This window comes from Asticcacaulis sp. AC402 (assembly GCF_000495835.1).
GTDB lineage: Bacteria > Pseudomonadota > Alphaproteobacteria > Caulobacterales > Caulobacteraceae > Asticcacaulis.
The window spans coordinates 21,716-46,098 of record NZ_AWGC01000023.1 but is presented as its reverse complement, the minus strand read 5'-3'; the positions used below and the strand labels follow the sequence as shown (position 1 = coordinate 46,098).

Below are 24,383 nucleotides of genomic sequence, written 5' to 3'. Positions count from 1 at the left end.
AAGCCCTGCTTTTTTGTCGTTGACGCCGCAACCCCGGCAGGCTTTGAACGTGCCTTAGAGCGAGATGGCTTTAGGCAGAATCACCAACTCGCTCTAAGTTTTTGTTTTGTCGCGCAATTTATCCGAAAAGTGCGTCACACTTTATCGGATTGCGCTCTAGCCGGCAATCAGTCGCTCAATTGTAATATCATTAACACGCCGGCGTTCAAGCGGGCGGTTACGCTGAACTCGGTCAGTTTGTGTATTCGCCTTGCCAGTTCTCGTGACCATGTCGGACGCGTACAACCACGATGCCGTCCTCTTCGATCTGAAAGAAAATCAGATGCGACCTGTAGGGATGCACATGCACGGGAGGCCGCAACTCCACGCGTTGCCGGGCGACACGAGGGTTTTGTGCCAGAAAGCCGACAGTCGTGCGCAGACCATCGAGATAGACTTCGGCCTGTCGCCGTCCGAACAGTTCCGAGCCTGTCAGGTATATACCGATGAGATCGCTTTCGGCTTCCTCCGTAAAGCGGTAGCTCATGGCTTCGTCAGGCCCAACTCATCCGCCTGGCGGCGGGCGATCGCCATGATCTCTTCAAAGCTGTGCGGACTGATACCGCTGTTGAGACCTTCGGTAATTTTGGCCTGCATGGCGGCGATCTTTTCGGCGCGTTCCTTGTCGCGGCGAATCAGATCGCGGACATAGTCGCTGCTGTTGGCATAGCGACCGTCTTCGCTTCGACTTTCGACCCAATCCTTCAACTGGTCGGGCAGGGAAATGTTCATCGTCGCCATGGTTTGTCTCCTGAAGCTCAGGATAGGCCATTTGGCAAACTTTGTCAAAAGCCTAGTTTTGGCCCAGCTTTTCACGCAGGATCGCGAACGGTGAGTAGGGGTTGATGTAAGGCTGCGGCTCAGGCTTGGGGCCGCGCGGCTTGTCACCCCTGTCGTTGCCGCCCTTGTCGTTGCCGCCCTTACCCTTTTCGCCGCCCCGTTTTTGATCCCGGGTCTTGTCGAACTTGGGCGGGCGGTTGCGGTCGCGTACCGGCTGGCCCTCGGCGCCCTCGGCGGCGGGTGGCCGGAAGCGCTCGCGGTCGAACTTTTCCTTGTTGCCCTGGGGCTTGTCGCGCCGGGGACGCGGCGGGCGCGGTTCCAGCGACTTTTGCCGCCAGCCCAGGCGTTCTTCCATCTCAGGCTGGGCCGGTTCAGTCGCCACAACTTCGTCGGAGGGAGCGTCTTCGACAGCCGGCGCCGCTTCGATCACCTCGGCCAAATGTTCGGCTGCGGTTTCGATCGGCTCGGCGATGATATCGGCGGGGATGTCTTCGGTGACGATCGCCTCTGCCGGCGCGTCTTCGACCGCGACCTCTTGTGCCGGGGCATCTTCAACCGGCGTTTCGGCAACAGCCACCTCTGCCACCACCGGTTCCGGCTTCGGCTTATGCACCACGACTGGGAAGGTCTGGGGCGGCACCTTGACGAAGCCCAGGGCCAGCATCAGCTTGTCGCGCTGGTCTTCATTCAGCCCCAAAGGCGCGAAATCGGCCTCGCGCATGTAGAGCGCGCCTTTCTGGAAGATGGCGCTGTTGACGATCTTGTCGACCTGCGACAGCGCCTTGAGGCTGACCGGGCCATGGTCGGGGATCTCCAACAGGCCGCGTAAGGTCTGGGCGCGCGGGCCTTCGCCGACGCCGAAAGCCCGCATATGCTGGCGCATCTTGGGGTTCAGCGCCTCGGGCAGGAACCAGGCGTAGCGGTGGCCGGCGACACCCAGCGCCTTCAGGGCCGCCTTGTCTTCGGGTGTCAGCTTTATGGCTTCGTCGCGACGAACCAGGCCGCCATTTTCATACAGTTGGAACGCTATGGCGCGAACCTGGGGCAAGGTGCCTTCGGCGTCGGCCGCCTGTTTGACCCTGTACAGCCCCTTGAGCTGGTGCTGGTTGAAGATGCGGACGAAATCGCTGACGCGCTTCAGGGCGCGTTCGGCCAGAGCCGGATTGTCGATGTCGCACAAAAGCTTGACCTTGGGCGCGAACCAGTCGGACGGTTCGATGCGGGCGACCGGCTCCTTGTTCCAGTCAATCGTATGGCCACGCAGATGCAGGCTCTTCGACGCCGTCTGGGCCAGGGCGCGCAACCGGTCGTGGAGCACCGGCAGGACGGCGCGGTTGGCCGCCTGGCGCAGGGTCTTGTCGGCGATGACGCTGTCGGCATTGCTGAGCTTAAAGGTCAGGCCTTTTAGCTCACCTACGGCGTGGCCTTCGATGATGACCTGGCCTTCGGGGGTGACCTCGGGCCGCGCCACCTCATCGGCGTCCAGCGCCTTGAGCAGGGCCGCGGTGCGGGCGTCGATAAAGCGCTGCATCAGCGCTTCGTGCAGCCTGTCGGACAGGCGCTCTTCCAGGTCGCGGGTGGTATCGCGCCAGTGGTCGTTGCGCTTGAGCCAATTGCCGCGGTTGGAAATGTAGCTCAGCGTGCGCACGCCCGACAGGCGCGACGACAGGGTGTCGATATCGCCGTCCATATGGTCGAGATCGCGGATTTGCGTCTCGAACCAGTCCTCGGCGACCACGCCTTCGGGCGACAGCCGCGACCAGAACAGGTGCGATACCAGCTTGAGGTGCTCATCGAGACCGGTTTTGCGGAAGTCCGGCAACTGACAGACGTCCCACAGGGTGCGGAGGGTTACGGGGTTGCGGACCTTAAGCGCGACCTCTTCGTCGGCGGCCAGCATCCGCAGGGTGCGTTCGTCGAGCGCCTCCTTGGCGAGGTGCAGGCCGATGGTGTGCGACGGCAGGGTCAGCGACTTGAGCAGGGTGTCCAGGGTCGAAAAATCGAGCTTGTGGTTGCGCCATTGGGCAGCTTCAAGCGGCGCGAAGGCGTGGCTCTGGACCTGTTCGACCAGGTCGTCATCAAGTTCATGGCACTCACCGGTCACGCCGAAGGTACCGTCGTTCATGTGACGGCCGGCGCGACCGGCAATCTGGCCGATTTCCTGGGCGGTCAGGTGACGGACATTTTTGCCGTCGAATTTGCTGAAGCCGGAAAAGGCGACATGGGCGATATCCATGTTCAGCCCCATGCCGATGGCGTCGGTGGCGACCAGGAAATCGACCTCGCCTTTTTGGAACAGCTCGACCTGGGCGTTGCGCGTCTTGGGCGACAGGCTGCCCATGACGACGGCGGCGCCGCCGCGCTGGCGGCGGATCAGTTCGGCGATGGCGTAGACCTTTTCGGTCGAAAAGGCGACGATGGCCGTGCGTTTGGGCAGGCGGGTCAGCTTCTTGGAGCCGGAATAGCTGAGCGACGACAGCCGTTCGCGCCGGATGATCTCGGCGGCCGGAAACAGACGGTGGAACAGCGGCGCGAAGGTGTTGGCGCCGAGGAACAGGGTCTCGAAGCGGCCGCGGGCGTGCAGCAGACGGTCGGTGAAGACGTGGCCGCGTTCGGCATCGCCGCAGAGCTGGATCTCGTCGACGGCCATGAAATCGACCTGGCGCTCCAGCGGCATGGCCTCGACCGTGCAGACGAAATAGGACGGCAGGCGCGGAATGATCTTTTCTTCGCCGGTAACCAGGGCAACGGCATTGACGCCCTTCAGGGCGACGACGCGGTCGTAGATCTCGCGCGCCAGCAGGCGCAGCGGCAAGCCGATCATGCCGGTTGCATAGCCGCACATGCGCTCGATGGCGTAGTGGGTCTTGCCGGTGTTGGTGGGGCCAAGGACGGCAGCGAGCCTGGCGTCGCTGACGGCGTTGATCAGGGGGCGGGTGGGGGACAGGTCTGACACGCCCGAGTCAATAGGCGAGGGCACGGCGAATTGCAAAGCCAAAGTGCGGGGAGGGGGCCCTGGTAAACGAGAGATGACCAACCCGCTGAACGGGACGAAAACAAACCGTGCACGAATCAGCGAAAGTGATTCGTTCTGTTTTTCTTCTCTACAAGATGTGGTGGCCGCAAAATGGATTAACCATAGGCCACGTGCGGACAGTCACCTGAGTCGCGCAGATATGGCAAGTACCACTTTATCCTCCACCGTTTACGGGGGAGGTGCCGAGCAAGCGAGCCTTCAGGCGAAGCGCGTCGAGGCGGAGGGGGAGCCAAGCGCACGAATCCTCCCCTGAATGGAGAGAGAGCACTTACTTCCTTCTCCGCCCCATTTTATGGGGAGGTGGCGGCGCAGCCGCCGGAGGGGTATCTTTCTTTTCTTCCTTCCTTCCACAATCCCCAAAAAATATCGCGAGCTTGCTTCTCTTGCCGCGTCAGACTGTGTAAGTACGCCGTTGAGGCCCCTTAGCTCAGCCGGATAGAGCAAGGCTTTCCTAAAGCAGAGGTCGCAGGTTCGAGTCCTGCAGGGGTCGCCAGTTTTCACGAAGTTACTATCCTGGTCCCGTTGCCTGGCGGGCGGTTCGGGATCGGTCAATCGCTGAAGTGTCTCTCGTGGATATGGTAGACAATGCATGGTTTGGGCTTTCGAAAGCGGCATCTAAAGCTTTACGGCAACCAGATAAGTCGGTCCAAATCGCGACTTACGAACAGGCGCAGACTGCCGGGAAATTTGATCGACCTGTCTCGGAATATCGAGCCTGAAGCCATGCGACATAGGTTGTCCAACTGCTGGAGACCACGCGCCGAAGCCTTGATCGAAAACCACCTGAGCCTTGCTGCCATCGCCATATGTGATATTCAGGTAACGCCCGTGCGGAACGGTCTCCTTGTGATCTAGAACTACATTCAGCCGCTTCAAGCGCCCGTAGGCTTCGATCACACCCTTCGCCGCACTTTCCTCTCGCCAGTTGTGCGAAGCCTGTGTGGGTGGTCCATAGTCAGATGACGATTTGAGATGTTGTGTGAATATCTTGATCTCTGCTCCACGGCCTTTTTCACCCGCAAGTGCCGCCAGGGTGTCGATTAACAGGCGTGCCACAAGCGGCGATGACACATAGGGGTCTTTGTAGGTCATGCCCGTGATGGGAACCGTCGTGTTCAGGCCACATGCGTCGAGAAGCGAGCGTATCTGAGTGGCCATCCTGTTACCAAACAGGCCGATGGAGATATCCAGCTCTGATTCTATCGACGCAAACTTAGTTGTTGGCAAAGGCAACAAACTCGACGGATCGATCGCGGGGTAGTCGGGTAGCCCGGTCAGGCTGCCTCGCGCTATAAGGTGTAGCGAAGGTTGCGCCCAGCTCGCTCCGGGCAAGCCCGCCGCGTCGTCACGGGACGCCCAGGCCAAAGTCCTCACCTGGCCCTTAACCGCTGCCAATACTCGCATGGTAGGATGAGAACCCGGGGCGTCTCCGGACCGCAACTGGATTCCATGCGTCAGGACAAACGCGTGCAAAGCCAACCTAGCGGCCGCATCCAAACCAGGAACCACTGTAGACGGAAGAACAAGGTCTATCTCGTAACCAAGGTGCCTCCAGTTGGAAAAATCGGTCGCGGCACTCCAGGCTGTCAAGCCAGCCGCGTCGAATGTGGGTGTGGCGAATATGCTCAACCTCGCAGCTACGCCGTCTCGAAGAGCTTCACCAATTTCATCGACTACGGAATGCGACAGAACAGCATCGGCCGAGAATTTGTCTTCTTTCGCCAGGGTGGCGGGAAATGACAGATGCTCTCGTAGAAAGTTCAAAGCCCCTAATCGATCAAGGCCATTCTCCTCAACCGGTGCGTCGGACGTCATTACGCAGGCCGCGCAACCGGTTGTGCATCCTGGCGTCTTGCAGTCCAAAACCTTCGAGGCCTCGAGCAGAACGTTTGCCAACTTGCTTTCCAACGAAACGGAAAAGCCTGCCCCACCGGCAGCCTTGTCGAAAAGGAGCATGGAGACGGCTTGTTTGCCGAACCGTCCGGTTGTCTGCTTGACCGAGAAACCCATTTCATCGGCCTCAACGCCGAGTTCGCGGGCCAGACCTTCCCTCAAGGCGATTACCAATGCCGTCGAGCTTGCACGGTTCAGTCCCGCAACCGGCTGAAGTTCGAAAACGTCGGTGGTAATTTCGTGGCCTAAGGTCAAGTTGGAACGTATCTTCCAGGACTGTTCTGTGCCTGGACAGACATCGACAACTTCACCTTTGCGGTGCCGCAGGGGTTTATGCCTGTAAAAAGGCCTGCTTTTGGGATCATTTGCGGTCCAAATTTGCTCGTCGGCTTCAGCTCGACCGCAATAAAGGCAGACGGAAAATCCGCAGCGATGGGGCCCTTTGTTAGCATAGAATACCAGACCTTCGCGACTGCTCCTAAACCGGCCAGCGTCGGGAATAGGTAGTGCCGTCCAAGGTGCGTCACGCGTCGAGGCCTTTGGATCTTCTGGCGGCACATAACTGACGACGTCCGTATCGGCATGGGCCTTCTGGCGAACATCTACGGTAAAACCGCTCGGACGAAGATATTCCACTGGCTCCAGATCGCTCGAGCCACATGCGGTGCAGGCATTGGGCACGCCTCTGCTGGTGTCACTGGTACCGCATGCCCTGCATGACCAGTGGTATTTGAGGCTTTGGATCTCGACCAACCCCTCTTCCGTGGCAGGGCGCTTCCAATTCAGCGTCACACCTTCGGATCTATGAACCAGACCATCCAGTACAATTTCAGACCCGGGCGCATAATCGCGGATTGCGAGGTCAAGTGAACGTTGCGGCCCCTGGCTGCGGAAACGTGATCGCCCATCTAGATCTTGATCGTCCTTCTTCGGCGCCTTGGCCGGCAGGAACGTTACGACGTCGGTTGGGAAACCATGGCCCGGCAAGAAGCCTTGGCCGGCCAACGCGCCCAACAGGAAATCCTCGCATAGCCGCTTCAACTCGATATGCATGCGGCTTTTGCCAGCGTCCTTGACACCTTCGTCACGGGCCAGAGCCCGAATTCCCTCCCATTCAGCTACGAAAGCGACTTCAAGTGCATCAATCGCGCTGCGAGTTTCGTCCACGAGATTGGTTTCGCCTTCGAGCACTGAGCGCCGGACCAAGTTTGCGAGCGCAGCACGATGGGCGGCTTTTACGCTAGGCAGGTCCAACCAGCTCTTGAACAGGGCTACAGGACGTTCAGCCAAAATTGGACGAACACCAGCGGGGTCCGCAGGACATCCGAGGAATGTTCCAATCATCATCTGGATTGCATTTCCTGATTGCTCCAGAATGAAGGCACGCAGGAGATAGGCGTTTACGTGCCGCTGAACGATCGGACGGCTACTCAAGGCCACCTTGGGGGCCGCCACTGTGCGCTTGAGGTAATCCGCAGGCTTGCGAAAGGCTTCGCGATCGAGCGGATTATCCTTGCAGAAGGTGAAGGCCAGAGAACTGGACTGCCCGCGGCGGCCGGCACGGCCCACTCGCTGACGGTAGCTGGCGATCGACGGCGGCACATTGGTCATCATCACGATCGAAACGGAGCCAATATCGACACCCATTTCCATGGTGGTGGAGCAATTCAGAATATTGATTTTGCCTTCCTTGAAGGCCTTTTCATATCGGCGGAGACGCTGACTATCCTGCTGCGCCGAATGTTCAGCTGAGCGGGCATACTGGGCGAACTCCGCAATACGATCTGTAATTGCGGTCCATTGCCCGCCTAAGCGCAGCTGCACGATTTCGGGCTCGGATTGCAGCCAGGTTTTAATCTTTTGCGCACCGGGTTGGACATCGACCTGCCCCAGCTGAGGGGCCGGATGGTTAGGCATTGTGACTGGCAACACCGTCAGTTTTTCTTCGACACGTTCGAAGCGGCCATAGGGCGTGATGCCAAAGGGCGTGCGATCCAGAAGCCGGCGCGTAATCTGGCATACATAGGCCTGCTGAACCGGAGCAATCCAGGTCTTGGTAAAGTCAAACGCCCGGTGTTCTGGATCGTTGCCAAAAACGGGTTGCAAGCTGTGCCAGGCCATGCGCATGCATTCGTCCAGGTCGTCCTTGTCGGCAGCCTCATCTTGCCGAAGGACCAACCCTCGCAGCAGCCACATCAATGGCCCAGGCATCTGACCTCTTACACGTCGGATGCTTGGCCAGATCTGCCGCCTCTTGTCGCCATTCGCCGTTTGGTCGGGCGGCAACAACGAATGAAGGCACACCTTGGGCATCAACCAGTGTTGTTCCGAACGAGATACGCCAATAGCACTGTTAGCACGCACAAAATGCGTAACCATCGCGTACAGGAAGTCCTTCCAATCGTCGACGGACTTGCCCTGACGTGCGAAAACCGCTGGTGCTGATGTAATTGCGTCTATTGACGGAATGCGTAGCCGCGCCAAACCGAGCGTTTCCAGCGAATTGGCTTTTCTTGGTCGCCGAGCAAACTCGCGCAACAACATGAACCTGGCTAGTTTACGTGGTTCATTGAACAATTCAGGATCGCGCGGTTCCCAGACGTCCTTGATCCAGTTCTCAATTTCCGGTCTGGCAGCGAGTCGATCGACCATGTCGTCCCAGGCGACACCGTCCGTCGATCCGGAGGTCAACTTCGATAATGCCTCCTTACGCTTTTGGATTTCGCCCTCGATAATGGGCATGGGACTTGCCTGGTAAGCCGCCTCCCACTTGGCAATATCCGCCTGAAGTTCCCCAATAACGCTATCGTCCTGGCTTGCCATCATGGACGCCTGAACAGAATGATACACAAACGAACGCACAAAATTTCGCTCCGCCTCGGCCTGGATCTTGGCGGACAGACGCGCTGTACCCTGTCGGCTGTCGGTGAAGGAAAGAAGCCGTCGGCCATCTGACGGCAATTGCCCCGATAGGGTCGTGGCGGGATCTACGCCCTCAAGCAAGAGCGGCGCAGCGTTTCCAATAAGGAAGGGCGCGCCAAAACGCATGGGTCGCATAAGGTGATAGATGCCGGTCTTGGCCTTGACCTGGCAACAGGGGCATCGTTCATCAATCGGAAATTCGTCGTAGAGGAATGTGCTACAGCCATCGCCAGCCTTGTCTTCGACATTCCATGTCTGCTTGTTCAGGTTTAGCGAGCGGGCGCGGGCCATAGGATTGGCCGCAAGGAGGATATGCGGATTGGCTGCCGGCGCGAAGATTTCGCGGTTATCCTTTTCGCCGTCGTCCGCCTCCTCCGGCGGGGCCTCGGTGTCGGCATCCAGGTCAAATTCATCACGCACAGCAATGCGTACTGGCGAAACCAGCCTGCCCGTCTCCAGATCCTCCTCGGCATCTAGGAACGCCTCACCACATTCCGTGCAGTTAATTGCCTCAAGCACAGGCGCCTGACAGTCCGGACAAGTATTTGCTTTTTCGGTGAATAAACGTCCAAATGGCCACTTTTCTGGCCGGCCGCGGCACTTCGGGTTCAGACAACTCCAGACACCCGGCACGGCGCGCTCAAAGGCGTGGATACGAACCGGCGCCAGACGTTCTGGCTCACCTGTGTCAGGGGCTAGCCGCTCGGCACGAGTCAGGAGATTGACGAACGCTTCACCATTAAGCCCAAAACGCTTGCCAATGCGCCCTGCCTGCTCCAGCGATTGCGTACCCTTGTGTAGCCTTTCTATAAAGCCCCAAACATCCGGATCTGACCCGAGATGGTCGTATAGATAGCCCGGGTCAGCCGTCTCGAGGTCTTCCGCTTTCGACGGCGCCCTGTCCGGCTTGCCGGGCATCTGCCGGTCGCCTTCGATGACATGGACCTTGGCGTCAGCAATACCGGCGACCTCTGCCAGGAACCGCTGCAAGGTCTGCAGGATATCAGGGCCACTGCCGATCGTGGCGGACGTCGCAACGAAATGCACCTGCTCGGGCTCAGTTTCAAAGGCGAGTAAGACGCGTCGAAGAAGCAGAGCAATCTCAGCGGCAGCCGCCCCGACGAGAGAGTGCGCTTCGTCCAGAACGATCCACTTCAACTTCCCTTTCGACTTTTCTATAATTGGCTGGTCGTCAGCGCGGGATAACATATATTCGAGCATGGTCACATTGGTGACCAGAACGGGCGGCGGACTTGCCCTCAGCTGATTGCGATCGACAACCTGTTCAGGCGTTCGGCGATGATCCGATGTCGGCGCGGATTTCGGCAAATCGCCATTATACAAGCAGTAGCGTATCTTGCCTGCATAAGGCGCCGTCCACGCCGACAAGCGCTCCTTCTGGCTTTCGATAAGGGCGTTCAACGGATACAACATGATCGCCTGCACACCTTCCAGACGTTGTGTCGTCTGTTCCGCCTGGGTGACGAGATCACTGAGAATTGGAAAAAGAAAGCACTCCGTCTTCCCTGAGCCGGTGCCCGATGTCACAAGAACGGACTGTGGGTCCCCCTTGGCGCTGAGTTGCTCCCAGGCTGCGTATTGATGCCGAAAGGGCCGACGGGTGGCAGGAAAGCGGTAATCGTCCGTCGGCGCCAGCCCGTCCAGAACCTTGACGAACCTTGGATCAAGGACGGGCTTTGGCATGTTACCAAGGGCGAAGGGCGCCGTGACAAACGGGTGCGCGCCTTCGATGATCGGTTCTTGCAGCAACACGCCGGCTGAACCCGGCGGCCCCGACATGACGGAGCGCAGATGCGTCTTCAGCCCTTCATGGGCCAGGCCCGACTGTGACAGCACGGCTTCGACGGCGCGCGCGCGAATTTCCGAGAGGATTGCAAACGGTTTCATCGCCTAGGCTCCGTAAAATCTGAGAAAATGGGGGAAGGCTGGTGAGACATAGGGTGACTTCGCGTTCTGATCTTCACGCATCACCCGACGCACCAGACTCTTCGCTTCTGTGTCGAGCGGCAGCTTTTCAAGTGCGCTGAGGGCCAGAAAGGCGGGCGCCAACAGCCCGCCCCAGTCCTTGAAGCTTAGCTGGCTGATATCGGAGGGCAGACCAAACCCCTTTGCGGCCAGCTTGCCGGACAGGTCTGGCAAGGCCATCAGGTGGGTTTCGGCGCTCTCGCCTTCGCTCTGGCCGCGGACATAGGCCTGCGCGATGTCCTGTAACGACGGCTCAGTCGACAAGGCCGGCCCGTTAAAGCCGACCCGGGCGAAAACGGCCGCCAGCGAGCCGTCTAGCGTTGATAAATCTGCAGCCTTGCCTGCTAAACAGCTCATGATCAGGTTAGAACGCTCGGCGGTTTCAACATGCGCAAATGCGGCTTCCAGGCCGGCCCATTCGGCGCCGAACGCTGCACGCCAGGCCGAAATGGGCAAGGCCAGCCAAAGAAAGGGCAACTCGTTTTGCAGGGCAAAGACAGCCTGACGCGAGGCCTCGTCGGTCGTGTTTAGCAACACCCGAACCAGAGCCACAGGCACTTCAGCAAGCCGTGCCAGGGCGTCGAAGGCCGACGCCGGAACGCCATTCAGGGTCACAACATGTTTAACGAGATATGAGATGTCCTCCGGTCTTGCCGCCGGGCTCCCCATCTCTGACAACACATTGGTGATGTCGCCTTGCCGCTTCTTAAAGTCGATTTCCGTGACTGCCGTGATCAGACCCTCTCGGCGTACGAAACTGCGGTCTTTGTTGTCTACCACCACTGGACGAGAAACAACGTCTGGTCCATCACGCATGTAGATGAGCGTTGGGCCGTAAGCTGCCGCAGGCGCTCGGTAGCCTGGCCCCTCAGAGTCGAAGGTCAGTTCATGCTCCTCTTCGGGTTGGCAGACCATTCGGGCGACCACTGTTCCCCTTGTTGCGGGTAGATCGACGAGTCCTGCAGACTGCATCGGCCTGTCAAACCGATATCGACCCAGCCGTACGGAAGGACGACTGTCTCCCAAAAAGGCTAACTCAATTTGAGCGTCCTGATGTCCCGCCTCCGCCAGCATGCTCTCAATCACACTGCGACGCGCGGATAATGCGAATTCACCTTCAAAGGTAACGCAACTTGAGCCAGTCCTGGCGCCGATACGGGATATTTGGAGGCTGGTTCTATAGGGTACCAGTGCAGAGGTACCGCGCAGGCTGGCCAGATCCAGCGTTTCCCCCGGCGCGACAACCGCTCCATCCTTCTTTATGATAACGGCGTCGCGACCTCGAAAAGTAATTCTAACAGGCAGCGGCCTTCCGATGGGCGGAAGCAGGTCGCCGACAAGGCGATAATCGGGCCGGCCAGGGAAGGTGACGCTGAAACCCTCGCTGTGTTGATCGACAATGTCCAGATCAGGACGCCTGGGGCTCAACTTCCAACCTGGAAGATTGACCAAGGCTACATCGCCACGCTTGGCCTCGACCATATTGGCCCGGATCGACGCGCCACCCGGCAACAAACCAAGACAGCGCCTTTCCAGTTGAATGCCGGCCTTCGGGTCCCGCCATGACACTTCCACCAGGCCCAGTTCCTTCAAGGACCCGTCTCGAACGGCCTGCCATGCCTGCCCGGGTCGGCGCCAAAACAGCTCACCGGCAGCCGGCATGCGCAGCTTGTCGTCCTCCCCAATACGCATATCCAGGGCACCTTCGAGGATGTCCAGGTTGGCGTCGGTACTCTCGATGCCAGCCCACTGCGGGTTGAGATATCTTAGCTCCGCCTGCCTCTCGTCTTTACCGGCTTCGACGCGATAACGCAGGTCCGCTGGATCATCGGGCGAACGGAGGTAAAGCGTCCCATCTGTCTTGACCAACCTACATTTGAGATTGGGGACATGTTCAATCTCCAGGATGGCCTCTGGCGTATCAGCCTGGACCTCCCAGTCCGCCGGCATGAGGGCATAAAGTACTTTTGCGGCTCGGCTGGTCGACCCCTGAGCAACCAGTCGAAGCCGGAGGCCATGCTTCTCCTCCTCGGCTTCGAAAACGAGAATGTCAGACCTGATCGCCTCACCATGCGGCCAGACCATTGGATACAAGGTGCTACCCGACGTCAGGGTTGTTGTTACCGGCGCCTTGAAGGCAAATCCCTTGAGCAAGCGTGACAAATCCAGTCGAGGTTTGACGCGCCAAGTGCGTTGATCATCGACCGGCGGTTCAAACAAGGCGAATTCGTCGGCGATAAAGTTGCTCAGCTCTCCGGAGGGAACCGCACGGTAACGGCTGTCCGCAGCTAGCCCTGGAAGCTTATCACGCCTCAGATGGCCATCTGCCACGATTTGCAATGCCGGGATCCATTCGCCTTTTTCAAGGAACAGGTAGCGGTTGGCCTGGATGCCTGACACTGCAAGCCCCGTCAGTGGCTCATTCATCAGGCCGTTGAGCAAGATACGTGCTTCATGACTTTCGGTCTTCGGCACATACACCGGAAGGTCGGCGCGCCAATGCGGATGACAGGCATCGAGGTAGACCACCGCGTCGACCTGCGGCGCCTCCGTGTCGGCCGTGCGGCGCCAATACAGGACGCGATGGACAAGTTCCGCACAGGCATCAATGAAAAGGTCATGCCGGTAGCTCTGCCGCAGCAAATACGCCTCTTCGAAGGAGATCAGGCGGATGGCATCCTCCGACGGATCGGAAACGCTGGCGCGCATCACGGTTCTCAAATAGGCGTTGAGCCACCCGCGGTCCTGGTCCGTGATGACATGGACGGGAATACCGCCTTCCAATGCCAGGGTCAGCAGAAACTCTCGCTGGTTCGCCATCCGGATCAAATCTCGGCGCCAATAGTTTAATCCAAACTCGGTGAGTTTGAGTTTGCTCTGGTAGGGTACTGAAGGAAAAACGTCCGGCGCTAGTTCGTTCCATTCCTTAAACATCGAGGCCGCTTCACGACGGAACCATTCAGCACAGTAGGCAACAAAAAGGCGACCTGCGCGTTCGTCGGGTACGGCCAGCCGACCTTGCCGAGCCAACAGCCGAAGGATCTTTTTTGCGTCGGAATACTCTTCGTCTGTCATGCGATAGCGCGACAGGGGACGGCCATCAGGTCGCTTAAGGCCGCGCGTCAACAGAAACGCGTTTAGCCAGTTACCAACCGGTTTCAATGACTGTGCCACAGGCTCATCACTCGATTTGCGCAAATGAACAATCTGCTGCGCGACCTCGAATTGCAGGTCGATGGCACCTTCGGACCGCCTGGTTTTGAGTTCAGCGTTGATCGCCATCAGGGTTGGAAGATCAGATTTCGATTGCTGGAACAGATCGCGAAGCTGTACTTCCGACAGTGACTTTAGGCCTTTACCTAAATCCATTTCCTTACCCCTAGATCGATTTTTTTTAAACTTATCAAAACGCTACTCGTAACATTCCGCGAAGGCGGAAACTGCGAAGTCACCATAAGTCTTTTTCGCACTACCCGCGAAAGTTCGGTGAACTCATGCGTCCTTCACTCTTTACTTCCGCGACAAAGCTCGATCGTTGCAATCCCTGGTTCTTTTTGATCGGTTCAGGCGCGCGGTGCCACATAGGTGACGGAACACTGCATGCGTTCCGTCATCAAGCCGATTAAGCCTCGGGACAAGCGCAACTCGTGCGTGGCGACAGCTCCTGCGGCGCGGGGAAGGTCCAAAAAGATGATGCGGTCATGGAAGTCACGCAGGTAGCTCTTCTGCCGCCTTTCAAGTCTTAATGGAGACTCCCCCGGGTTGAAGTGCAACAGCCAAAGTTCATGCATGTAGCGCCTTGACTGCTCCTCAGCTTCGCGCGGCTCGGAATGCCGGGGGTCATATTCAATGGCAACCTCATGAAGCCTGGTGACCACTTTGCGCACGTCCCGAATGAAGGCCATCTGGGCCTCACGCGCTTCGCTATTGGCAATGGCATAAGGATCCGAGATCTTTAGTCTTGACACCTTGACCCCGGTAAACAGGTCGAGGATTTCCGTCAGATCGCGCGCGCGTCCCGTAGGGAAGTCCCACAACATGATCGACGGTCGATTTGGCTTAATGCCCGGAAGCGTCAAGATCTTGCGGGTCTGAATACCAACTGCTGGCGAAACCGGTGGCGAGACTGCAGCCGCCACCTCCTCTTTGCTGGCCACGACCGCCAGCGGAACCGCTTCGGGTGCCGGCAGGGCGGCAGTCTCAGGCTCGGCGTCAGGTACAATCTCTTGCGCCACCACCACCTCAGGCGGCGTTGCAGGCACAGGCTCAGGTATCGTCTCAGCCTGCGACTCGGGCGGCGACTCAGGCGGCAAACCAGGCTGCTCATCGCTTGGCGTCTGGGGCTCACGAGCGAAGGTCGAGACGCTGTCGAACAGTTCGGTGATATCGGCTTGGTCGCCCTCGGGCGCCACCAACATGTCACGCGACAAGGCGCGTTTGCGGCTCAACAGGTCGTTTAGTTTGATATCAAAGCTGCTGGGCCCAATCAGTGGGTCCGGGTGCACGGCCATCGGAAGGTAAACCTGGACGGGCCGGGTTTGGCCGATCCGGTAGACGCGGTCCGTGCTCTGGTCTTCAACCGCCGGGTTCCACCACCGCGACAGGTGAATGACGTGATTGGCCGCCGTCAGGGTCAAACCTACCCCTCCAGCCTTTGGGGACAGGATCATGACATCAAAGCTGCCGACTCGCGCCTGAAAGGCCTCGACGAGATCATGCCTTTTCGCGCCGGGGACGCCACCGTGGATACGGCTGGGCGGTGCCTGCAGTCCGAAGCGCGTCTGGATCATCCGTGCCAGGCACGCCTGCATGTCCAGGCTCTCGACGAAAATCAGGGCCTTTTCCTTCTTGGCCTTTACCGCCTCCAGGATGTCCATGGTCCAAAGCAGTCGGGCCGATTGGGCAACGTAGGTGTCATCACTGTCCGACTCATCTGGTCGGTACGGGTGAAGGGAAACCGAGCGCATGGCGTGCAAGGTTTGCAGCATACCATCATTCTTGCCCATGGTGCCTCGCCCAGCCATGGCCCGGCGAACAAGGTCTTCATAGGCGAGCGCCTGTGCCGGTGGCATGGTTATGGCCTTGGCCTGCTCGGTCTTTTCCGGCATTTCTGGCAGGTGGTCGACCTTCATTCGCCGCAGCATGTAGGGTGCGCTCACGACCGTGGCGTCACAGAGCTTGCCGCGAAGGGACCGAAGGGCCGCCTTGTCGGACGGCACGTAGGTCTTCTCGAAATCGCGGCTCAGTCCAAGAAAGCCAGGGCGCAGAACGTCGGTAATCGACCAGATATCCTGGAGGCGATTTTCGACCGGCGTCCCGGTCATGCCCAAGGTGAAACGGGCATTGAGGGTCTTTGCCGCCTTGGTCAGTTGCGACGTCGGGTTTTTGAGTTTTTGTATCTCGTCGAAGACAACCAGCTCGAACGGGCTTTTGGCGAAGCTGAAGTGATAATCGCGGAGTGTCTCGTAGGTCGTCAGAACCACGCCTGCCTTTGCCCAGGCCGCGGCCTCCAATGATGCGCGGCCAGCGACGATGTCTTTTTGATCGAAGCTGTCCTCGTCGCGCAAGGCCTTCAGGTTGGAACCGAAAGCCAGCACAATGTCCCCAAGCCACGGCGGCTGCAGGTGGAGATCGATCTCCTTTCGCCAGTTGGCCAGCAAGCCTGTCGGAGCGACAATAAGGAAAGGGCGTTTTGGGGCGCTCTGGGCAAGCAGATGCGTCTGGAGCCATGCCATGAAGCCAATGGCCTGGTACGTCTTGCCCAGTCCCATATCGTCCGCGAGGAGCCCGCCGCTCTTTCCCGAGAGATAAAGACGTTGCAGCCAGGTCATACCTTCGACCTGGTGGGGCTTGGGTTTGGATCTAATGATTTCCGGAAGGACGAACGCTTCGTCGACCACCGCTTGGGGCGAATGGTCCAGCGTCACATATTCGAGATCGTCGAAGTTTTCTCGAACCGTCAGGAATCGCTTCTCAAGTAGCGATTTTGGAAGAGCGGACGTATAGGGTTGGCCTCGCTGAGAAATCTCTGCTTCGACGAATGACCTGAGCTCGGCCAGGGCCTGACGCGTCTGTTCGGTGGCCGGGATGGTTTGGCCCTCGAATTCCAGTGTAAGCTGGGATGCGGCGATGGCCTGCTCAACTGCATTTGACAGAGGCACGACGTCGGCAGGCGCAATCCCTAAAGGTGTATCATCGCCGATGCGAATGCCGAACTTTTCCGGCATCCACGCATCGGCGACCGGCTTAATCCACGGCAGGACGGTTTTCGTCCAAACAGCGACGCCGGCGACGCGCGCCGAAAACTGCTCGGTCTCGATAAACAGGGACTCCAGATCCGACGCCTCGGCCACTTCGTCGCCAAGTCGCTGACGCAGCACCCTCTGCGGATGCGTGACAAACTCGCGTCTTTGCTCGACCGTACCCGATTGCAGCGCCCTGACTTCCTGGAGGACGGGACGCAGCGCCGGGTCGATGAAAACGTATTGCCCCCCTCTCAGAGGGTAGGCCGGACGAACATCGCGATAATGACGAAAACGCTCATCGGCAAAAACTCGTTGCTGTTGCGGAGTAAGGACATTGTCGACCTCTTCGTCCGGTACCCGTCCTTCGTCGGCAAAAGCACGCACGCCGGGACCAAACAGGACAGGATCGAAGTCAAAGGGATCCTGCCTACCCAGCTTGAGGGAAAAGGCCGAGGCATAGACCACACGCGTCTCATCGAGGTAGCCATTGGTCATCAGGCTGTGGGCGGCGGCTTCGGGAAGAAGGGTCTGTAACCGTGCCACCAAGCCAAACCGCTCGGCCTCGGGTTGGGGAGATGCCAGCGCCTCAGCGGTGCGCCACAGGCTATACAGAGGCTCCGGCAGGCGACGTTTCTGGCCGTCGTAGCTGATGATGGCGCCGGTAACTGTTGCGCGTGCCGGTCCGCCACCGCCCCTCAGCCACCGGGCTTTGAGAACGAAAGACGTCTCATGAAACAGGTTCTGGCTTTGGAGATCGAGCGCAAGTGTTGTCGTGGCCGGCAGCCCCAGCGCCGAGGCCGAAGGGCTGTCCAAATCGGCCACGAGTTCCGGATGCAGCCTGAGTTGCGTGTCCGACACGATGGCACGTGGCCTGCCGTCGGAGGCTATCCGACCATCTTCAATGTCTGCCAGTATTTTTGTAAGGGCTGTTGCGACATTTGACGATGTCGCGGACCATTGTTCAAACGGCAACGGCTTGGTGCCGAGCAAGGTCTTGACCTGCGCCGAGATCAGGACGTCGAGGCCGTCTTGATCGAAGCTAAAAGCGATGGCACGGGTGCGCTGGGTGGTGAACATTATCGGCCAAATCGCCTCGGCATCCAGGACGTTTTCTGCGTCGAAAAGCCGGTTTCAACTTCGATTTTTCGCGCTATTTTTCTTTGCCAGGAGAAGCTGTCGGACCCATAGTGCGAACCATCGAAAGGTGCACCCGAAAGCTCGTAGGCGTCGTAACGGGTCTTGTAGAGCCGGGGCGCGTTTTGGCTGGCGGATGGCCAGATATTGTATTTTCCGTTGTGGCTCCATTCCGCAACGGTCAGGTCGCCTATTTTCATAATGAGCGCTGCGTGGCTTTGTGATTTGCCAGTAAGGGTTGCAAAACCCAAGGCCGCGTCGCCTCCCGTTGTCCTTGCAACATGCCTGGCCTGAGACGCACCGTTGGCGCCAAAGGCCACCCACGCCTCACTGATGTAACCGGGCTCAAGGTAAGATGTCCAGAATGGGCGCCGGTAGGCCCACATACGCATCTCATCGGCTGAGAGAACCTGGTCAATAATGTCGAAAAACTGATAGACCGAGGCCCGGGTCAGCCAGCGCATCAGCACGTCATAGGCCTGCGCAGCCTGGCTCTTTACCCTGGCCCACCTTGCCGGCTTTACGCGCGGATCACCGGCAAAGGACTCAAGTTCGGCCAGGAGGGCTGCCTTGTGCGCTGCATCTGGTTCCGATGATTGCCAGGGCATCAGAAGGGCCGAAACATAGGCGGGGAATGCCTTTTCATAGCCAAAGCGATCGCCGCGCCGCGCCCACTCCATCAACCGGCGCTGTTGCCCTTGCGCCTTCGCTGAGCGACTGGCCGACACGATGATGCATGCCGCGGCAAAAGCGGCCTCACCGAGGCTGCCGGTTAGAATGGTGTCGCTCAGGCCCAGGTCCTCAAAGACTTCGCGAACAGGCGCTTGGCTGGCCAAAATATGGATGGCGAGCTTGGCGGGCGCCTCTTCGGCGTTGAACAGGGCATAGGTCTCTGACCGGTCCCGCCAGGCCCAGTTCCATTGCATCACCTGCTGGTCCAGCCAGTTGGCAACAGCGACACAGCCCGGCTTTGATGGGTTGTAGTGCTCCAAATATTGATAGATCAGAATGCGTGTGGCTGACTTTTGCGCCCGCGTAGCCAGCTCCGATAACAAAGCCGCTGTGACCGTGGGATCATCGATAAACGGCCGAGGTTCATCGAAAAAACCGTAGGGACATTGGCGCATCTCGGCCGGGCTGACGCTGGCCAGTGTATTGTTGGATACCCGGTCAACAAAACGCGCCTGAAGTTCAGCCACGTCCAGGCCCTTGGGTGTCCCTGAACCGAAGTCTGGCAAGGCTTTGATGGCTTTGCGCATCTGGATGGGCTCGACATCTCTGACGCGGATAGGCCCGCTGAATTCTTTCGGCGAGGTGACCGCATCCCTGAGGCTCATTGGCGTAAACCCTGTTCTTTTAGGGCCTTGACGACCTCGTCGCTGGGCGGCGCGGGCATATCGCTGAGCGGGGCGGCCATCAGTATTCTCAGATCAATACGACGGTTCATGGCTTTGGAGGCGGCATCGGTCTCCCGATAGGCGGGACGCTTGTCACCGTAACCACTTATGCTGAGTACGGTCTGGCCTGAGGTGCCCGGTACTGCATGGCTTGACGTGCCTGATTTCAGATTTTCGAGCTCCGGCTCAACCGATGTCAGGCGGGCATATGTATTGGAAGCGCGCTTGACCGACAGTTCGAGATTGTTGCTGATGCCCGGCCGACCGGCGAAAGGGGTGGTATCGGTATGGCCCTCGATAAACAAAGCTTCGATTTTTATCTTTTCGCTGCCGGGACTGCAGTCGGGCGATCTTTGTACCTGATTGGTATAGCAGGGTATGACCTTGTACAGCGCCTCGGCCAAATACTCGGCTGTCGTCCTGCCAGAGGGTGTAAGAGCGTCCTCGCCGCTGTCGAACAAAGAACTCGCCGGCAATCGCAAAATACCACTTTCCGGCAAGATGATAACCTGCAGTTTAGGATCGCTTTTTTCAATCTCGTCCTTTAGTCGGGTCAGGATCTGCGTGCGCTCGTCCTTCGCTTCGGTCCTGCGGTCGGCCTCCTTGCGGAACTGCAAAGCGTAATACATCATCAGAATAATGAAGATGAATACCAGCCCCACCATCATATCCGTCATGGACACGAAGTAATTCTCTTCTTCGACATGCTCGGTGAAATGCTCGTCGTCGGAGGCAATCATCGACCAGACTCCGCCCTGGATTGTTTCTTGAGCTCATCAGCCAGTTCGGAGATGGCTTCGGAATTTTCCTTGAGGGGTTCCAGCACCCCGCCCAGACGACTGACGGCTTTGCCCATCTCGGCATCGAAGTTCTGTGAGAAGGTCTCAAAGGTTTTCATCGAGTTGGACAAGGTCTGGGTCATTTGCCCCAGGACGCCCTCCAAGGATTTGTCGACGCCGTCAAAGTGGGAGCGATAGCTGGTCCAGGCTTCTGTCGCTGACGACTGGGTGTCAGCGATGCCATCGGCCAAGCCTTGCATAGCCTTCAAGGCCTCGAGCGCCGATTTTTCGCTCTCATCGAGCTTTGCTGCAATCCGCGTGGCGGCCTCTTGCAGTGCCTTGGCCGCATTAGCCACCGGCGTTGCCGCGGTCGCAAATCCACCCGCCGCGTCGGCCATCGAGGAAGCTGCCGATCGCGCCCCGTCAGCGGTGTTCATAAAGGCCTCGGCCGTGCTGGAGGCATGGCGTTCGCTCTTTTCGATCGCGGTGGCCAGAGCAGCAATCCTGAGCGCAGCGGTCTCGACGGCCTCCGAAATCGATTTACCGGCGTCGGCGAAGGATTTGCTGGAGTCTTCGATCGCCGCACGGACCAACGCTTGGGCTTCCTTTGCCGCCGAGGTCATGGCATCGCCCATCTGGGCCTGAAGATCGCCGGCGACCTTGGTGCCGGCATCCTGAAGGGATTGGACGGCACCGGCCATGGCGGCCTGGGTCTGCTGATTGGCCGCTTCGAACCCGGCCATGGTCAGTTGCAGCAGATCGGCCTGCTGTTTGCGCGCGGCCTCGGCGTCTTGGGTAATGGCCGCGCCAATTTCGCCGACCTGGCCGGTCAGGCCGGAAAAGGCTTCGCGAATGTCCTGGGCGGCCTGGGCGAAGTCGGCGCCAGCTGCCCTGATCTGCTTGGCGGCGTCCTCGCCGGAGTCCTGAACGTGCTCAGACAGCCCCGCCAACTGCTCGCCAAGGTTTGCGAGCGTCTTGGCCAATTCACCCAATTGACCGCTGGCGGCGCCCTCGATGGCCTTGCCAACGCCCTCGCCAAGCGATTTGGAAAGGCTGTCGCTCATTGAGTCCATAGAGCTATGCAGCGCGCTCAGAGAGGCCTGCATCGGGGTCATCACCGCCTGGAACTGTTGGCCGACCTGTTCGCCGATCGACAGGGCCAGGTCTGTGTTGAACTTCTCCAACTGTGTCGACTGGCGCTTGAGCTCATTGAGCTGCTGAACGGCCAGCAACTGAGCAGGGACATACATCAGGCCCTTTTCCAGAAGGTCGCAGAGGCGATTGACCTCAGTGTTCAGGCGCCGGGTCATTTTGTTTTCAACGAACCGCAGCATCAATGAGGCGCCAAGCCCGGCAATGGAGCTGAAGAACTTGGCAGCGGCGACGCTCAACAGGCCCTGGAGTGCCACTTGGGACTGCTGCGCTGTGCTGCCGGCCTCCATACCTTCGGACGCTGTGTGCAAGGCCACGACGATGCCGATAAAGGTTAGGATCAGGCCAATGCCGACGAAGGTATTGGACCAGAAGATCAAGTCTCTGGGCTGCGGAATAATCCTGACGAAGAAGGCACTCGGACGCGCGGTATTGCGAATGGGCGTCTCCGACTCGTCGACGATCGTCTTGTGAAACTCCTGCCAGGCCCGCACCAGCGGTTCAGCCCCTGGTGCACGGTCGTTCATGGCTCCCGTTACCTCGCCAAACGACTCGGCGAAAGCTTGCCTGGCGGCGGAAGGGTCTAGGTCGTCACCCAGCGCCGCCTCAAGCGTCTTAAGGCGCGTCGCAACGGCCGCATGGAAAGGTTTCAACCGCTGGCTGGCACGGAACCAAAAATAGCCAGCCCAAATGAATAACCCGGGAAGCAGAATGAGAGGCGCGACGAACTCTTGCTTGAAAAAGATGCCCAAGAACCAGAAAATGGCATCCAAAATAGGCTTATCCACAGTCATCCAACCCCTGTCTCACGTCAGTCCTGGCAGCAAAGGGCTACCGGTCGAACGTCATCAAAATGCGCGCTTGTCCGTTGTCTTAGCGGAGAATTTCGCGTTCAACCAGTCATTGAGTTAACGGAAAACAATAACGCGGGTCTCTAAAGGTCGCCCAGAAACTCCGAAGCAGGTTCGACGCCGCACACCAGCAGGTGGTCGCGGGCCCGGGTGCAGGCGACGTACAACAGGTGACGTTCGGTGGTGTAGACCTCTTCCAGATCGGCCTGATCGCTCACCGCCTCGATGCGCGTCTGGTTGGGGATGACCTCGTCGTCGCAGGCCATGACCGCGACGGCGCGGAACTCCAGCCCCTTGGCGAAATGCATGGTGCTGAGATTGAGCCGCCCTGGCTCAACGGCCGAACGATCGTCCAGCTCCGTTGCATCCAGTCCCGCCGCCCTGGCCACCTTGCGCGCCCGGACCATTTCGGCGTCGGAGCGGACAAAGACGACGATCTCATGGGCAGCAATACCCTGTGCCAGGCGCTGCGAAACCCAGGTGGCGACGTCCTGCGTTTCGGCGACTTCGGTGTCGAAGGCGCGAACCTCGGGGGCCGGGCCTTCGAACAGCGACACGGTACCCTTGCGGCCTTCGCGATTGCCGTCGACATCGGTGACTGCGTTCGGCAACAGCCGGTCGGCCATCTCGCGGATCTGCTGCGAGGTACGGTAGTTGATGCGCAGCGTAAACGACCGGCCGCGGACATCCAGGCCCAAAGCCTTCCACGAAAACGGTTGCTGGAAGATCCGCTGTCCCATGTCGCCCGCCAGAAACAGGGCGTTGTCGGCGACACCCACGGCCTGGGCAAGGAAACGCGCCTCGGCGACGCCCAGGTCCTGGGCTTCGTCGACGACGGCGAAGTCATAGGGCTTTTTGGCGGTGCCGTTGAAGTGGCCGGTAAGGCGCCCAAAGACGTCGGACCAGGTGACCAGCTTGCGGTCGTCCAGGGACGCCCGGACCTTTTCAAAGATCGCCCACAGGATTTCGCGTTGCCGGCCGCCGATCCGCGTCTTGCGACCCAGCCGGGTGACGTCGCGATAGGCCTCCCAATCGCCCAGTTGCCAGGCGTCGACGACGTCGGACCATTCGTTGACCAGAAAGGTGGGCGAGAACTTGTGGCCCTCGACCTCGCCGGCCGCCTTGGTCAACCAGGTCCGCACCTGTGCCGATGAGGCCAGGTTGGGCTGGCCGAAGTTTGCGGCATACAGATCATAACCGACGGCAGCAAAGGCCTTGACCTCGATGCGCGATGTAAGTTCGCTGTCGCTGCCGACCAAGAGCTTCAGCCGGGCATTGAGGGCATGTGCCAGGCCCTTCGAGAAGGTGGTCAGCAGGACGCGCTTGCCCGGATGACTGCGGGCCAGGTGGACGGCGCGATGCAGGGCGACAATGGTCTTGCCGGTGCCGGCCGAACCGGAAACACGAACCGGGCCGGAAAAATCTCTCGACACCAGGGCTTCCTGGTCCGGGTGCAGGAAGATGGCCCATTTTTCCCACGGAAAATCGAGCGCGCGCTGCAGGTCTTCGCTGCTGGCGACCAGGTGAAAGCGGCGTTGGGCGTCGGGGTGGGCAAAGCCGTCTTCGGTAGCGGGAGCGGCAGCGGGCGCCGGCGCGGGTTTGGGCGCCTCGGCCGGCTCACCGACGGCCAGTTTCAACAGGGCCTCCTGCGCCTCCTGGGGCAGGTGGCTCAGCAAATCGAACAGGCTGTCTTCGGTGGCCTTGCGGACATCCTCGACCCAGTCCTCGGGTACGCCCAAGGCCATGACTTCGAACTTGCGCAGATTGTCGAACAGACTGGGCTTGGGTGGCATCGATGTCGCCACCGCATGGGCGTAGATGTCGGCATCCTCGATGCGCTCGCGGATCTGGACCAACTGCATGGCGCCCGTCATCGGGTGGCGGTCCATGCGCCGCTTTTCCGCCCAACGATAGGCGTCGTCATGGTGGTCGACATAGGCGAGCAGGAAACTGGACGCCGTCTTGTGGACGATCAGACGGATGTCGCCATTGACGCGCACCGACCAGAAGTTTTCGTCTTTGCTACGTTCGATACGGTGAAACGACAGGCCGGGCGCCGCCGGGTTCATCTGCAAATCAAAGGCCGTGGTTTTGACGGCCTTTTGTTCCTGTGAGGTCAGCCGGGCCAGGCTGTCGGTAAAGGTGTCGGCAATGCGAAATTCCATAAT

10 protein-coding genes and 1 tRNA gene are annotated in these 24,383 nt (G+C 59.3%); 1 reads left to right on the top strand and 10 read right to left on the bottom strand.

Annotated features, from left to right (window positions below; genetic code table 11):
• Positions 1-232 precede the first annotated feature (232 nt).
• The 3 genes from ABAC402_RS33720 to ABAC402_RS33710 are packed head-to-tail and all read right to left on the bottom strand — an operon-like array spanning position 233 to position 3,775.
• Entirely contained in the window at positions 233-526 is a 294-nt protein-coding gene (locus tag ABAC402_RS33720; RefSeq protein ID WP_023450259.1) for a type II toxin-antitoxin system RelE/ParE family toxin, read from the bottom strand.
• Positions 523-780: a type II toxin-antitoxin system ParD family antitoxin gene (locus ABAC402_RS33715; RefSeq protein WP_023450258.1), complete on the bottom strand. Its 258-nt coding sequence runs from the start codon at positions 778-780 to the stop codon at positions 523-525. Before ABAC402_RS33715 ends, ABAC402_RS33720 begins: the two co-directional genes overlap by 4 nt.
• A gap of 52 nt (positions 781-832) precedes the next feature.
• Complete coding sequence (locus ABAC402_RS33710) at positions 833-3,775, bottom strand: helicase-related protein (RefSeq protein WP_023450257.1); 2,943 nt, start codon at positions 3,773-3,775, stop codon at positions 833-835.
• Between the two features lie 497 nt (positions 3,776-4,272).
• On the opposite strand from ABAC402_RS33710, the gene ABAC402_RS33705 reads away from it, so the two are divergent.
• Positions 4,273-4,349 (top strand) — tRNA-Arg (locus ABAC402_RS33705).
• 122 nt (positions 4,350-4,471) lie between these two features.
• On the opposite strand, the gene ABAC402_RS33700 is transcribed toward ABAC402_RS33705, so the two are convergent.
• The 7 genes from ABAC402_RS33700 to ABAC402_RS33670 all read right to left on the bottom strand — a co-directional run bounded on the left by ABAC402_RS33700 (position 4,472) and on the right by ABAC402_RS33670 (position 24,380).
• Positions 4,472-10,579 carry a DEAD/DEAH box helicase gene (locus ABAC402_RS33700; RefSeq protein ID WP_023450256.1) on the bottom strand — a complete coding sequence of 2,036 codons (6,108 nt, stop codon included), beginning with the start codon at positions 10,577-10,579 and terminating at the stop codon, positions 4,472-4,474.
• A gap of 3 nt (positions 10,580-10,582) precedes the next feature.
• Positions 10,583-14,026, bottom strand: coding sequence for an STY4851/ECs_5259 family protein (locus ABAC402_RS33695; protein WP_023450255.1), 3,444 nt, complete (start codon positions 14,024-14,026; stop codon positions 10,583-10,585).
• 194 nt (positions 14,027-14,220) lie between these two features.
• Positions 14,221-17,979 (bottom strand): SNF2-related protein, encoded by a 3,759-nt coding sequence (locus tag ABAC402_RS33690; protein ID WP_023450254.1) that lies wholly within the window; start codon positions 17,977-17,979, stop codon positions 14,221-14,223.
• Positions 17,979-19,373, bottom strand: a complete 1,395-nt coding sequence (locus tag ABAC402_RS33685) for an EH signature domain-containing protein (protein WP_023450253.1) — start codon at positions 19,371-19,373, stop codon at positions 17,979-17,981. Before ABAC402_RS33685 ends, ABAC402_RS33690 begins: the two co-directional genes overlap by 1 nt.
• Positions 19,370-20,173 carry an OmpA family protein gene (locus ABAC402_RS33680; protein WP_023450252.1) on the bottom strand — a complete coding sequence of 268 codons (804 nt, stop codon included), beginning with the start codon at positions 20,171-20,173 and terminating at the stop codon, positions 19,370-19,372. The genes ABAC402_RS33685 and ABAC402_RS33680 overlap by 4 nt, the downstream gene beginning before the upstream one ends.
• On the bottom strand, positions 20,170-22,158 hold the full coding sequence (zorA, locus tag ABAC402_RS33675) for an anti-phage ZorAB system protein ZorA (RefSeq protein WP_023450251.1): 1,989 nt from the start codon (positions 22,156-22,158) through the stop codon (positions 20,170-20,172). The genes ABAC402_RS33680 and zorA overlap by 4 nt, the downstream gene beginning before the upstream one ends.
• A gap of 140 nt (positions 22,159-22,298) precedes the next feature.
• Complete coding sequence (locus tag ABAC402_RS33670; RefSeq protein WP_023450250.1) at positions 22,299-24,380, bottom strand: 3'-5' exonuclease; 2,082 nt, start codon at positions 24,378-24,380, stop codon at positions 22,299-22,301.
• Positions 24,381-24,383 lie beyond the last annotated feature (3 nt).